Here is a 12971-nt window from a genome sequence, read left to right on the forward strand (position 1 = left end):
AGCAGCGTCACATCCCACGGGCGCGTCGAGAATGGCTGATAACCCCCCGCCCATCTCACCTTGCGGCATAGCGTCGGAGCAGACCGGAGAACCCGGGCCGTGGCGACGAGCCGCAGGGGAAGAGACCGTACTTCCTTCTACGTCACGCAACGGCGCGCGACAGGAGCCAGAGGACAATGCAGACCAAGCTGGACGAAGCCAAGGCCGAGCTGCTGGAGAGGGCTGCTCGGGTAGCTGAGAACAGCCCGGTCGGGGGGCACCTACCGACCGGGACGGCGGACGGGAGCACGCCCGACCGGGAGACCGTGCTCGCGTTCCTCCAGCGCTACTACCTGCACACCGCTCCGGAAGACCTGAGCGGCCGCGACCCGGTCGACGTCTTCGGGGCCGCGCTCTCGCACTACCGGCTGGCCGAGAACCGCCCCCAGGGCACGGCCAGCGTGCGGGTCCACACGCCCACGGTCGAGGAGAACGGGTGGACGTGCAGCCACTCGGTCGTCGAGGTGGTCACCGACGACATGCCCTTCCTCGTGGACTCCGTCACGAACGAGCTGACCCGGCAGGGGCGTGGCATCCACGTCGTCATCCACCCGCAGGTCTTCGTCCGCCGCGATGTGGCCGGCAAACTCATCGAGGTGCTCCCCGCGAAGCCGGGCGGCGCTCTGCCGCACGACGCGCACGTCGAGTCCTGGATCCACGTCGAGATCGACCGCGAGACCGACCGCGGGGACCTCAAGCAGATCACCGCCGACCTGCTGCGGGTCCTGTCCGACGTCCGTGAGGCCGTCGAGGACTGGGACAAGATGCGCGACGCCGCGCTGCGCATGGCGGAGGAACTGCCCGCCGAGCCCATCGCGTCCGACCTGCGCGAGCAGGAGATCGAGGAGGCCCGCGAGCTGCTGCGCTGGCTGGCCGCCGACCACTTCACCTTCCTCGGCTACCGCGAGTACCAGCTGCGCGAGGACGACTCGCTGGCCGCCGTCCCCGGCACCGGCCTCGGCATCCTGCGCTCCGACCCGCACCACGCGGGCGAGGAGGGCCACCCGGTCAGCCCGTCCTTCGAGCGGCTGCCCGCCGACGCCCGCGCCAAGGCCCGCGAGCACAAGCTCCTCATCCTCACCAAGGCCAACAGCCGCGCCACCGTGCACCGGCCGTCGTACCTGGACTACATCGGCGTCAAGAAGTTCGACGAGCAGGGCAACGTCGTCGGTGAGCGCCGCTTCCTCGGCCTGTTCTCCTCCGCCGCGTACACCGAGTCCGTGCGCCGCGTCCCCGTCATCCGCCGCAAGGTCGACGAGGTGCTGCAGCGCGCCGGGTTCTCGCCCAACAGCCACGACGGCCGCGACCTGCTGCAGATCCTGGAGACCTACCCGCGCGACGAGCTCTTCCAGACGCCGGCCGACGAACTGCAGTCCATCGTCACGTCCGTGCTGTACCTGCAGGAGCGCCGGCGACTGCGCCTCTACCTGCGCCAGGACGAGTACGGCCGCTACTACTCGGCCCTCGTCTACCTCCCGCGCGACCGCTACACCACCGGTGTGCGCCTGCGGATCATCGACATCCTCAAGGAGGAGCTCGGCGGCATCAGCGTCGACTTCACGGCCTGGAACACCGAGTCGATCCTCTCCCGGCTGCACTTCGTGGTCCGCGTCCCGCAGGGCACCGAGCTGCCCGAGCTGTCGGACACCGACAAGGAGCGCATCGAGGCGCGCCTGGTGGAGGCCGCACGCTCCTGGGCCGACGGTTTCGCGGAGGCGCTGAACGCCGAGTGCGGCGAGGAGAAGGCCGCCGAGCTGCTGCGCCGCTACAACAACGCCTTCCCCGAGGGCTACAAGGCCGACCACACCCCGCGGGCCGCGGTCGCCGACCTGGTCCACCTGGAGCAGCTCAGCGAGGCCCAGGAGCAGAGCGGCCAGGACTTCTCGCTCAGCCTGTACGAGCCGGTGGGCGCTGCGCCGGAGGAGCGCCGGTTCAAGATCTACCGCCGGGGCGAAGCCGTCTCCCTGTCCGCGGTGCTGCCGGTCCTCAGCCGGCTCGGCGTCGAGGTCACGGACGAGCGGCCGTACGAACTGCGCTGCGCGGACCGCACCACCGCCTGGATCTACGACTTCGGCCTGCGCATGCCCCGGACGCAGAACGGCAGCGGAGACTACCTCGGCGACGATGCCCGCGAGCGCGTCCAGGACGCCTTCGCGGCCACCTGGACCGGCAAGGCCGAGAACGACGGCTTCAACGCCCTCGTGCTGAGCGCCGGCCTGAACTGGCGGCAGGCGATGGTGCTGCGGGCGTACGCCAAGTACCTGCGGCAGGCGGGCTCGACGTTCTCGCAGGACTACATGGAGGACACCCTCCGCAACAACGTCCACACCACCCGGCTGCTCGTCTCCCTGTTCGAGGCGCGGATGTCGCCGGACCGGCAGCGCGCGGGCCACGAGATCGTCGACGCCCTCCTCGAAGAGGTCGACGCGGCGCTCGACCAGGTCGCGAGCCTCGACGAGGACCGGATCCTGCGGTCCTTCCTGACCGTCATCAAGGCGACCCTGCGGACGAACTTCTTCCAGGAGGCCGCGGGCGGCAGGCCGCACGACTACGTCTCCATGAAGTTCGACCCGCAGGCGATCCCCGACCTGCCCGCGCCGCGCCCGGCGTTCGAGATCTGGGTCTACTCGCCGCGCGTCGAGGGCGTGCACCTGCGCTTCGGCAAGGTCGCCCGCGGCGGTCTGCGCTGGTCCGACCGGCGTGAGGACTTCCGCACCGAGATCCTCGGCCTGGTCAAGGCGCAGATGGTGAAGAACACCGTCATCGTGCCGGTCGGCGCCAAGGGCGGCTTCGTCGCCAAGCAGCTGCCGGACCCGGCGGTGGACCGGGACGCGTGGCTGGCCGAGGGCATCGCCAGCTACAAGATGTTCATCTCCGGCCTGCTCGACATCACCGACAACATGGTCGCGGGCGAGGTCGTGCCCCCGCAGGATGTCGTCCGGCACGACGAGGATGACACCTACCTCGTCGTCGCCGCCGACAAGGGCACCGCGACCTTCTCCGACATCGCCAACGGGGTCGCCGAGAAGTACAACTTCTGGCTCGGCGACGCCTTCGCCTCCGGCGGCTCGGCCGGCTACGACCACAAGGGCATGGGCATCACCGCCCGCGGTGCCTGGGAGTCCGTCAAGCGGCACTTCCGCGAGCTCGGCGTCGACACGCAGAGCGAGGACTTCACGGTCGTCGGCATCGGCGACATGTCCGGCGACGTGTTCGGCAACGGCATGCTGCTCAGCGAGCACATCCGCCTGGTCGCCGCCTTCGACCACCGGCACATCTTCATCGACCCGAACCCGGACGCGGCCACCTCCTACGCCGAGCGCCGCCGCATCTTCGAGCTGCCGCGCTCCAGCTGGGCCGACTACGACACCGAGCTGATCTCGGCCGGCGGCGGCGTGTTCCCGCGTACCGCCAAGGCCATCCCGCTCAACTCGCACATCCGCGAGGCCCTGGGCATCGAGGGCAAGATCTCCAAGATGACCCCGGCCGACCTGATGCGCGCCATCCTGCAGGCGCCGGTGGACCTGCTGTGGAACGGCGGTATCGGTACGTACGTCAAGGCGTCCACCGAGTCCCACGCGGACGCCGGCGACAAGGCCAACGACCCGATCCGCGTCGACGGCGCCGACCTGCAGGTCAAGGTCGTCGGCGAGGGCGGCAACCTGGGCCTGACCCAGCTCGGCCGGATCGAGTTCGCCCGGCACGGCGGCAAGATCAACACGGACGCGATCGACAACAGCGCGGGCGTCGACACCTCCGACCACGAGGTGAACATCAAGATCCTGCTCAACGGCCTGGTCACCGAGGGCGACATGACAGTCAAGCAGCGCAACAAGCTGCTCGCCGAGATGACCGACGAGGTCGGCCGGCTGGTCCTGCGCAACAACTACGCGCAGAACACGGCGCTCGCCAACGCCCTCGCCCAGTCCAAGGACATGCTCCACGCCCAGCAGCGGTTCATCCGCCACCTGGTGCGCGAGGGGCACCTCGATCGGGCGCTGGAGTTCCTGCCCACCGACCGCCAGATCCGCGAACGCCTCGGCGCCGCGCAGGGGCTGACGAGCCCGGAGACGGCCGTCCTGCTGGCGTACACGAAGATCACGGTCGCCGACGAGCTGCTGCACACGTCCCTGCCGGACGACGTGTACCTGCGCGGGCTGCTGCACGCGTACTTCCCGACGGCGCTGCGCGAGCAGTTCCCCGAGTTCATCGACAGTCACCCGCTGCGCCGCGAGATCATCACGACCGTGCTGGTCAACGACACGGTCAACACGGGCGGTACGACGTATCTGCACCGTCTGCGGGAGGAGACCGGTGCCTCGCTGGAGGAGATCGTGCGGGCGCAGACCGCGGCGCGGGCGATCTTCTGCTCAGCCCCGGTGTGGGACGCGGTCGAGGAGCTGGACAACCGGGTCGAGGCCGCCGTGCAGACCCGTATCCGTCTGCACTCCCGCCGCCTGGTCGAGCGCGGTACGCGCTGGCTGCTCAACAACCGGCCGCAGCCGCTGCAGCTCGCCGAGACGGTCGAGTTCTTCGCCGAGCGGGTCGAGCAGGTCTGGCAGCAACTGCCGAAGCTGCTGCGCGGCGCGGACCTGGAGTGGTGGCAGAAGATCTACGACGAGCTGACGGACGCCGGCGTTCCGGACGAACTGGCCACGCGCGTGGCCGGGTTCTCCTCCGCCTTCCCGGCGCTGGACATCGTCTCGATCGGCGACCGCATGGGCCGGGACCCCATGGACGTCGCCGAGGTCTACTACGACCTCGCCGACCGGCTGCACATCGCCCAGCTCATGGACCGCATCATCGAGCTGCCGCGCGCCGACCGCTGGCAGTCCATGGCCCGCGCCTCCATCCGCGAGGACCTCTTCGCGGCGCACGCGGCGCTGACGGCGGACGTCCTGGCGGTGGGCAACGGCACCTCGACCCCCGAGCAGCGCTTCAAGGCCTGGGAGGAGAAGAACGCGGCGATCCTCGGCCGGGCGCGCACCACGCTGGAGGAGATCCAGGGTTCGGAGACGTTCGACCTCGCCAACCTGTCGGTGGCGATGCGGACGATGCGCACCCTGCTGCGGACCCACTCGTAGTCGGAGGCAGGTCCTCCACGACGAAGGGGCGCCCCGGGCCGGTTCGGCTCGGGCGCCCCTTCTTCGTACGGCGGCTCAGGCGGCCTTGTTCGGCTTGGGCTTGTCGGCGCCGCCGGTGAACTCCTCGTACGCCGCCATGACCTCCTCGGTCGGGCCGTCCATGCGCAGTTCGCCGCGCTCCAGCCACAGCACGCGTTCGCAGGTGTCGCGGATCGACTTGTTGTTGTGGCTGACGAGGAACACCGTGCCCGCCTGCTGGCGCAGTTCGCGGATGCGTTCCTCGGAGCGCTTCTGGAAGGACCGGTCGCCGGTGGCGAGCGCCTCGTCGATGAGGAGGACGTCGTGGTCCTTGGCGGCGGCGATGGAGAAGCGCAGACGGGCGCCCATGCCGGAGGAGTAGGTCCGCATGGGGAGGGTGATGAAGTCGCCCTTCTCGTTGATGCCGGAGAAGTCGACGATCGACTGGTAGCGGTCCTTGATCTCCTCGCGGGACATGCCCATCGCCAGACCGCCGAGGAAGACGTTCTTCTCGCCGGTCAGATCGCCCATCAGGGCCGCGTTGACGCCGAGGAGGGAGGGCTGGCCGTGGGTGTAGATATGGCCGTTCTCCACCGGCAGGAGACCCGCGATCGCCTTCAGCAGGGTCGACTTGCCGGAGCCGTTGGTGCCGATGAGGCCGATCGCCTCGCCCTTGTAGGCGACGAACGACACCTTCTTGACGGCGTGCACCTTGCGCACGCCGGAGGCCTGCTCGGCCTGCTGACGGCGCAGCATGCGGTTGAGGGCGGCGGTGGCGGAGCCCCTGCCGGCGCCGGTGCCGTTGACACGGTAGACGATGTCGACGCCGTCGACGACGATCGTCGGGATCAGGTCGCCGGGCACGGTGTCGGTGGGCACGGTGCCGGCGGGGATCCGGTCGGTGATCTCGAAGGTCTGCTCAGCCACGGCCGTAGGTCTCCTCAGCCTTCCAGAAGTAGATGAAGCCACCGACGCCCAGGACCAGGGCCCACCCGGCCGCCAGCAGCCACACGTGCGGCGGCAGCTGCCTGGCGTGGAAGCTGTCGATGAGGGCGTAGCGCATCAGGTCGATGTACACGGCGGCGGGCTGGGCCTTGAGCACCGGGTTCACCCAGCTCGGCAGGCCGCTGTGCTGGCCGGTCAGCTTGTCGATGTTCCACATGACACCGGAGACGTACATCCAGGTGCGCAGCACGAACGGCATCAACTGGGCGATGTCCGGGGTCTTGGCGCCCATCCGGGCCATGATCATCGCGAAGCCGGCGTTGAAGCAGAACTGCAGGACCAGCGCCGGGATCGCCAGCACCCAGGAGGCGGAGACCGGGACGCCGAAGCAGAGCAGGATCACGACCAGGGCGGCCATGGAGAACAGCAGCTGCTGCAGCTGCTGCAGGCAGAAGGAGATCGGCAGGGCGGCCCGGGGGAAGTGCAGGGCGCGCACCAGGCCGAGGTTGCCGGAGATCGCGCGGGTGCCGGTCAGGATCGAGCTCTGCGTGAACGTCCAGATGAACACGCCCGTGACCAGGAACGGGATGTAGTCCGGCACGCCCTTCTTGGTGTGCAGCAGGACGCCGAAGATGAAGTAGTACACGGCCGCGTTCAGCAGCGGTGTCATGACCTGCCAGACCTGGCCGAGCTTCGCCTGGCTGTACTGCGCGGTGAGCTTGGCGGTGGCGAACGCGGTGATGAAGTGGCGCCGGGCCCACAGCTGCCGGACGTACTCGGGCAGGGAGGGGCGGGCACCGCTGACCGTGAGGCCGTGGCGGGCGGCGAGGGCCGCGAGGTCGACGTCGGTCGTGGCCGGCGTCGAGGGCGGTGTGTGGAGGACCTGGCTCACATCCGGTGCTTTCGCTCGGGGGAGGGGGTGGCGCTGGAAAGCTCTGTGACGCCGTGTCCCTTTGCCCCGCGTTTCCTTACGCTTCTCTTCACGTTCTCTTACGTCGGGACGGGACCGTATCGTCGCAACGTGAGCGTAGGCCGAGTGGGCGTCGGAACGCAACCGTTTCGTCGTGACGTGTTGCGCCGGGACGGGGCTGTTTCGTCGCGACGCGGCCCGCCGCCACGAGACCGTTCCGTCGTGACGCTCTGCGTGGGGACGGGACCGTATCGTCGCAACGCCCTATGCTGGACCGCATGACGACGAACGCCGACGAGCCCCAGACGCGTCCGCGCCGCCGGACCCCCGCCGGAGCGGCCGTGCTCCGGGAGGACGTGACGGAGGCCATCCGGGCGGCCGTCTTCGAGGAACTCGCGGCCGTCGGCTACGCGCGCATGTCGATCGAGGGCATCGCGCGCCGCGCGGGCGTCGGCAAGACGGCCGTGTACCGCCGCTGGAAGTCCAAGCTGCACCTGGTCCTCGACGTCGTCTCGGCGCTCGCGGTGATGGGCCTGCCGGCGCCCGACACCGGCTCCCTGGAGGGCGACCTGCGCCTGCTGTACGAGGTCACCTCCCGCGCCCTGCGCCACCCGGTGGCCTCGCAGATCATCCCGGACCTGCAGGCCGAGGCGGCCCGCAACCCGGAGATCGCCGAGGCCATGCAGAAGACGCTGCGGGAGGGCCAGGAGGGCGTGGCGCTCAAGATCCTGGTGGCGGCCGAGCAGCGCGGCGAGATCCGCGCGGGCTTCGACGACGAGCTGGCCCTCGACGTGATCTCCGGCCCCCTGTACTGGCGGTCGGTGGTCATCCGCAGCCCCAAGCTCCCCAAGGGGTACCTGGACGCCCTGGCCCGGGCCACCGCGCAGGCCGTCAAGGCGCTGTGAGCACGCTGCTGTCCCTCAACACCGCCGGGTGCCGGCCGGTGGCCCGGTAGCAGTACCCCTGCGGCTTCGCGCTAGCTTCGCGCCGCCTCCGGGTGGAGGCGTACCCAGCCCTCCCAGGCCGAGAGGATCATGTCCTGGACGTCGTGCTTGGCCTTCCAGGCCAGGTCGGTGGCGGCGCGGTCGGCGGAGGCGACGACGCGGGGCGGGTCGCCGGGGCGGCGCGGGGTGACCGTCGGGGGGCGGTCGTAGCCGGTGAGGGCGTTGATGCGGTCGATCATCTCGCGCACCGACACGCCTTCGCCGCGGCCGATGTTGAGCGTGAGGTCGCGGCCGGGGGCGGCGCGCAGCGCGCGGGCGGCGGCCACGTGGGCCTCGGCGAGGTCGACGACGTGGATGTAGTCGCGTACGCAGGTGCCGTCGGGGGTCGGATAGTCGTCGCCGAAGATGCGCGGGGGAGCGTTCTCGGTGAGCCTCTCGAAGACCATCGGGATGAGGTTGAAGACGCCGATGTCGGCCAGCTCCGGGGCCGCCGCGCCCGCCACGTTGAAGTAGCGCAGCGAGGCCGTGGCGAGGCCGGTCGCCCGGCCCGTCGCGCGGACCAGCCACTCGCCGGCCAGCTTGGTCTCCCCGTACGGGGACATCGGGACGCAGGGCGTCTCCTCGGTGACGAGGTCCACGTCCGGCATGCCGTACACCGCGGCGGACGAGGAGAACACGAAGGACGGGACGCCCGCCGTCGTCACCGCCTCCAGCAGGACGCGCAGGCCCTCCACGTTCTGCCGGTAGTAGTGCAGGGGCAGGTCCAGCGACTCGCCGACCTGCTTCTTCGCCGCCAGGTGCACGACACCGGTGACCTCGTGCTCGGCGAGGGCGTGCGCCAGCCGCTCGCCGTCCAGCGTGGAGCCCACCACCAGCGGCACCCCCTCCGGCACGCGCGCGGCGACGCCGGTGGACAGGTCGTCGTACACGACGGCCCGCTCGCCCGCCTCCGCCATCGCCCGGACGACGTGCGCCCCGATGTACCCGGCGCCGCCGGTGATCAGCCAGGTCATGTGCGGTCGTCCCCTCGTCCCTCGGTGCGTGGTCCTGTCCCGCGTATCAGTGAAGCAGGCGGGAGCGTCACACGGGGACGGGTGAGCCGACGCCCTGGGTGTCGGGGGACACGACGGGTGCGGGGACGGGCGCCGGGGGCGTGGTGGAGCGCCACACGCGCGTGAAGGACAGCACGGCGGCCGCAGCGAGCAGGCCGTTGCGTACGAGCATCAGCCCGCAGCCCGTCCAGGTGCAGGCCATCACCTGGTGGTAGAGGGCCGGATAGGCGACGGCGCTGACCGCGGTCGCCGCCACGACCAGGGCGGCCACGGGGCGTTGCACGGTGTGCCGCGAGGTCAGGCACACGGCGGCCAGCCCGAGCAGCCAGATCATGTACTGCGGGCTGATGACGCGGCTGGTGACGGTGAAGAGCAGTACGGCGCTGAAGGCGGCGTCGTACGGCGTGGCGGGCGTCCAGCGCCGGGCCCGCAGCCGCCACAGGAGCAGCAGCCCGAAGGCGACCGCGGTGAGCGCGAGGGACGCGTACGCGACGCTGCGGACGTAGGGGCCGGTGAACTCCATGGCGCCGTACTGGTAGCGCACCTTTCCCGGCCACCCGGCGTGCGTGGCGAGGGAGAGCGCGGTGCCGCCCAGCGACTCGATCTGCACGCCCCGGCCGCCCTGTTCCCGCAGGAACGAGAACGGGTGGGCGAACAGCACCGCGAACACGCCCAGCGCGACGGCTCCCGCCCCGGTGGCCCACGACCACGCCGAGCGCGTCGTCGGCCCCTTGGGCGTGCCCAGCAGCACCAGCGCGGGCCACACCTTCACCACGGCGCCCAGCGCCGCGAACACTCCGCACACACGCGTGGAGCGCGACATCGTCAACAGGGAGATGACGGCGAGCGCCGTGACCTGGACGTCGTAACGGACGAGCGGGACGTGCAGCAGCAGCGGCAGGCCGCCCACCCACACCCAGGCGCCGAGGAAGCTGCGGTTGCGGCGGCGGCCCGCGTGGGTCAGCGCCAGGGCTGTCGCGGCGTCGGCGGCCAGCGTGAGGACCACGAACGCCTGAAAGTACGTCAGGCCCGGCAGCAGCGCGGGCGAGAGCAGGACCGCGCCGGCGCCGGGCGGGTACTGCCAGAGCGGGTCGTGCGTCGGGAAGGTGCCCAGCGTGAGGACGTCGTACCAGTGGTGGTACAGCCGCCACACCTCCCGGGCCACCGTTCCCCGGCCGAGGGCGGGCAGTTGGTCGTGGGTGAGGAGCCACAGCATCGCGGCCCGGGTGGCGAGCCAGCCGGTGGCGAGGACGAGGCGCGGGTGCTTCCTGAGGGGGTTCGGCGCGGCATTCATCACCGCGGATGGTAAGCCGGGCGAATGGTGTATGCGTGCTAATACACCGTCAATCGTCGGTAAGAGCTTGCCAACACCACAAACTCGGCTGCGTGACGAACGTTAGCTGCTGTATGGAGAGCGAGGTTTCGCGGCGGGCGCGCTCCCGCCGGTGGACGCGGGCGGAGACCGCTGCCGTGGCGCTGCCGGCGGCCCTGATGCTCGTACTCGGGCTGTGGGGCGTCGACCGGGGCGGGATGTGGGGCGACGAGAGCGTCAGCTATCTCGTGGCGCGTCGTACCGTGCCGCAGATCTGGCAGCTGCTGCACACCGTCGACGCCGTGCACGGCCTCTACTACCTGTTCATGCACCTCGTCCTCGCCGTCCATCCCGGCGAGGTCGTCCTGCGTCTGCCCTCGGTGTGCGGGGCCGCCGCGGCCGCCGGCCTGGTGGCGGCGCTCGGCACCCGGCTGGTCCGGCCGCGCGTCGGTCTGTGGGCCGGGCTGCTCTACGCCGTCACCCCGATGACCGGCCATTACGCCCAGGAGGGCCGCTCGTACGCGCTCGTCTCGGCCGGCGTGGCGGGCGCGACCCTGCTGCTGGTGCGGGCCCTGCGGGAGCCGCGCGAGCACCCCTGGTGGCCGTACGCGAGCCTGCTCGCGGTGACCTGCCTGCTGCACGAGCTGGCGGTCCTGGTGCTCCTCGCGCACGCGGCGACGCTGGTCCTGGCGCGGGTGGGGCGCCGGGTGTGGTCCGGCTGGGGGCGTGCCGCGGGCGCGGTGGTCGTCGTCCTGCTGCCGCTGGCCTGGGTGTCCGAGGGACAGTCGGGGCAGGTGTCGTGGCTGCGGACGCCCGGGTGGCCGCAGGTGGAGGTCCTGGGCCGGTCCTTCGCCGCCGCCCCGGATGGACCTGTGTTCTGGGGGTGCGTGCTGCTGGCCGCCGTGGGGCTGACCGCCCGGCGGCTCGCGGCGGTCGCGCTGCCTCTGCTGGTGCTGCCGCCGGCGGTCCTGCTGCTCGTCTCGCAGATCCAGCCCCTCTACGACGACCGGTACGTCCTCTACGCGCTCGCCGGGGCGCCCCTGCTGGTGGCTGCCGGTGCCGACCGGCTCGTGACGGTCGCCGGGCGCCTGCTGCCACGCGTGCCGCGCCGGCCGGTGCGCCGTCTCGTCCCCCTCGGCGGCGTCGTGGCCGTCGCGTTCGTCTTCGTCGCCTCACTTCCCCTGCAGCGGGAGAACCGTTCCCCGGACCACCGTCCCGAGAACTTCGCCGCCGTCTCGGCAGCCGTCGCCCGCCAGGCCCGCCCCGGGGACGCGGTGCTCTTCCTGCCGTCGTTCTGGCGGGTCGGGGCGCAGGCGTACCCGAAGGGCTTCGGGCGGGCCCGCGACGTCGCGCTCGCGGAGTCCGGGGCCCGGTCCGGGACGCTCAGCGGCCTGGAGGCGCCGCCCGGGGAGCTGCGGCGCAGGCTCGCCTCGGTGGACCGGGTGTGGGTCGTCGCCCCCGGATACGTCCTGAAGTCGCGCTGGGTGCCGAGCGACCCGGTCGACCGGCTCAAGCTCGACGCCGTGGAGGAGCACTTCACCCACGTCGAGGGGTTCGCGAGCGGCCGGATCACCCTCGGGCTGTACGTCCGCCGCCCGCGGCTATGAGCCGTCCCGTGCCGCCTCCACGGCGGCCTCGTCCAGGGCGGTGGTGAGTTCGTCGAGGCGGGCGCGCAGGGCGCGGATCTCGTCCACGTCGAAGCTCGTGGCCGTGACGATGCGCCGCGGCACCTCCAGCGCCCGCTCACGCAGGGCGGAGCCCTCCTCGGTGAGCCGTACCTCCACCGAGCGCTCGTCGCGGGCGCTGCGCTCACGTCGTACCAGGCCCGCCGCCTCCAGCCGTTTGAGCAGGGGGGAGAGGGTGCCGGAGTCCAGACGCAGGTGCTCGCCCAGCTTCTTGACCGGCTGGTCGCCGTGCTCCCACAGCACCAGCATCACCAGGTACTGCGGGTAGGTGAGCCCGAGGTCCTTGAGGACCACGCGGTACAGGCCGCCGAAGGCGCGCGAGGCGGCGTGCAGGGAGAAGCAGATCTGCTGGTCGAGGCGGAGCCAGTCGGCCGCGGGTGCAGGAGTCGGCGAGGTGCTCATGGGTCCAGGATAGCCCTTGTCCGCCATTTAGTTGTGCACAATTGAATTGTGTGCTCTACTTGTGGTCGTGAGGCGGCCGCCACCAGAGCCGCCGGAACAAGACTTCGAGAGGGATGGTCATCCATGGACTCGCTCTACACCGCTGTCGCCACCGCCACCCACGGCCGCGACGGTCGCGCCTTCACCAACGACGGCAAGATCGACGTCAAGCTCGCGCCGCCGGTGGAGCTGGGCGGCAACGGCGAGGGCACCAACCCCGAGCAGCTGTTCGCCGCCGGTTACGCCGCCTGTTTCGGCAGCGCCCTCGGTCTCGTCGGCCGCCAGGCCAAGGTCGACGTCAGCGACGCCGCCGTCACCGCCGAGGTCGGCATAGGCAAGCAGGGCGAGGGCTTCGGCCTCAAGGTGACGCTGCGCATCGAGCTGCCGGAGAGCCTGGACGAGGCGACCGGCCGCAAGCTGGTGGAGACCGCCCACCAGGTCTGCCCGTACTCCAACGCCACGCGCGGCAACGTCGAGGTCGACCTCGTCATCGAGTAAGTCCCTCCGCACGCCGACCGACCCGCACCGGCACCGCCGGGGC

At 71.1% G+C, this 12971-nt stretch carries 9 protein-coding genes; 4 read left to right on the top strand and 5 right to left on the bottom strand.

Features of this window, described 5'->3' with window-relative positions; all coding sequences use genetic code 11:
• Positions 1 to 176: 176 nt before the first annotated feature.
• Positions 177 to 5123, top strand: a complete 4947-nt coding sequence (locus tag ACIGDI_RS00110) for an NAD-glutamate dehydrogenase (RefSeq protein WP_399888260.1) — start codon at positions 177 to 179, stop codon at positions 5121 to 5123.
• Between the two features lie 75 nt (positions 5124 to 5198).
• Here ACIGDI_RS00110 and ACIGDI_RS00115 read toward each other — a convergent pair whose 3' ends face one another.
• Together ACIGDI_RS00115 and ACIGDI_RS00120 are read right to left on the bottom strand one after the other, a co-directional pair.
• Positions 5199 to 6035: an ABC transporter ATP-binding protein gene (locus ACIGDI_RS00115; protein WP_399890426.1), complete on the bottom strand. Its 837-nt coding sequence runs from the start codon at positions 6033 to 6035 to the stop codon at positions 5199 to 5201.
• Between the two features lie 25 nt (positions 6036 to 6060).
• Positions 6061 to 6978, bottom strand: coding sequence for an ABC transporter permease (locus tag ACIGDI_RS00120; protein ID WP_399888263.1), 918 nt, complete (start codon positions 6976 to 6978; stop codon positions 6061 to 6063).
• A 296-nt stretch (positions 6979 to 7274) separates the two neighbouring features.
• Here ACIGDI_RS00120 and ACIGDI_RS00125 point away from each other — a divergent pair, with 296 nt between their 5' ends.
• Positions 7275 to 7901, top strand: coding sequence for a TetR/AcrR family transcriptional regulator (locus ACIGDI_RS00125; RefSeq protein WP_399888266.1), 627 nt, complete (start codon positions 7275 to 7277; stop codon positions 7899 to 7901).
• A gap of 71 nt (positions 7902 to 7972) precedes the next feature.
• Here ACIGDI_RS00125 and galE read toward each other — a convergent pair whose 3' ends face one another.
• Entirely contained in the window at positions 7973 to 8953 is a 981-nt protein-coding gene (galE, locus tag ACIGDI_RS00130) for a UDP-glucose 4-epimerase GalE (protein WP_399888269.1), read from the bottom strand.
• Positions 8954 to 9020: 67 nt separating this feature from the next.
• Entirely contained in the window at positions 9021 to 10286 is a 1266-nt protein-coding gene (locus ACIGDI_RS00135; RefSeq protein WP_399888272.1) for a glycosyltransferase 87 family protein, read from the bottom strand.
• A 113-nt stretch (positions 10287 to 10399) separates the two neighbouring features.
• Between ACIGDI_RS00135 and ACIGDI_RS00140 the strand changes: the two genes are divergently transcribed.
• A complete protein-coding gene (locus ACIGDI_RS00140; protein WP_399888275.1) occupies positions 10400 to 11911 on the top strand; it encodes a glycosyltransferase family 39 protein in 1512 nt (503 codons plus the stop codon).
• Here ACIGDI_RS00140 and ACIGDI_RS00145 read toward each other — a convergent pair.
• A complete protein-coding gene (locus ACIGDI_RS00145) occupies positions 11906 to 12418 on the bottom strand; it encodes a MarR family winged helix-turn-helix transcriptional regulator (RefSeq protein ID WP_399888278.1) in 513 nt (170 codons plus the stop codon). The two genes, ACIGDI_RS00140 and ACIGDI_RS00145, sit on opposite strands and share 6 nt — an antisense overlap.
• 96 nt (positions 12419 to 12514) lie before the next feature.
• On the opposite strand from ACIGDI_RS00145, the gene ACIGDI_RS00150 reads away from it, so the two are divergent.
• Entirely contained in the window at positions 12515 to 12928 is a 414-nt protein-coding gene (locus ACIGDI_RS00150) for an organic hydroperoxide resistance protein (protein ID WP_399888281.1), read from the top strand.
• The last annotated feature ends 43 nt before the right edge of the window (positions 12929 to 12971 follow it).

The sequence above is a fragment of the Streptomyces sp. NPDC085900 genome (assembly GCF_044540925.1).
GTDB lineage: Bacteria > Actinomycetota > Actinomycetes > Streptomycetales > Streptomycetaceae > Streptomyces > Streptomyces gilvifuscus.

Excerpts from the sequence above, each read along its gene's own strand:
- ACIGDI_RS00110 (WP_399888260.1), top strand. The coding sequence starts at position 177 with ATGCAGACCAAGCTGGACGAAGCCAAGGCCGAGCTGCTGGAGAGGGCT.
- ACIGDI_RS00125 (WP_399888266.1), top strand. The coding sequence starts at position 7,275 with ATGACGACGAACGCCGACGAGCCCCAGACGCGTCCGCGCCGCCGGACC.
- galE (WP_399888269.1), bottom strand. The coding sequence starts at position 8,953 with ATGACCTGGCTGATCACCGGCGGCGCCGGGTACATCGGGGCGCACGTC.
- ACIGDI_RS00135 (WP_399888272.1), bottom strand. The coding sequence starts at position 10,286 with ATGAATGCCGCGCCGAACCCCCTCAGGAAGCACCCGCGCCTCGTCCTC.
- ACIGDI_RS00140 (WP_399888275.1), top strand. The coding sequence starts at position 10,400 with ATGGAGAGCGAGGTTTCGCGGCGGGCGCGCTCCCGCCGGTGGACGCGG.
- ACIGDI_RS00145 (WP_399888278.1), bottom strand. The coding sequence starts at position 12,418 with ATGGCGGACAAGGGCTATCCTGGACCCATGAGCACCTCGCCGACTCCT.
- ACIGDI_RS00150 (WP_399888281.1), top strand. The coding sequence starts at position 12,515 with ATGGACTCGCTCTACACCGCTGTCGCCACCGCCACCCACGGCCGCGAC.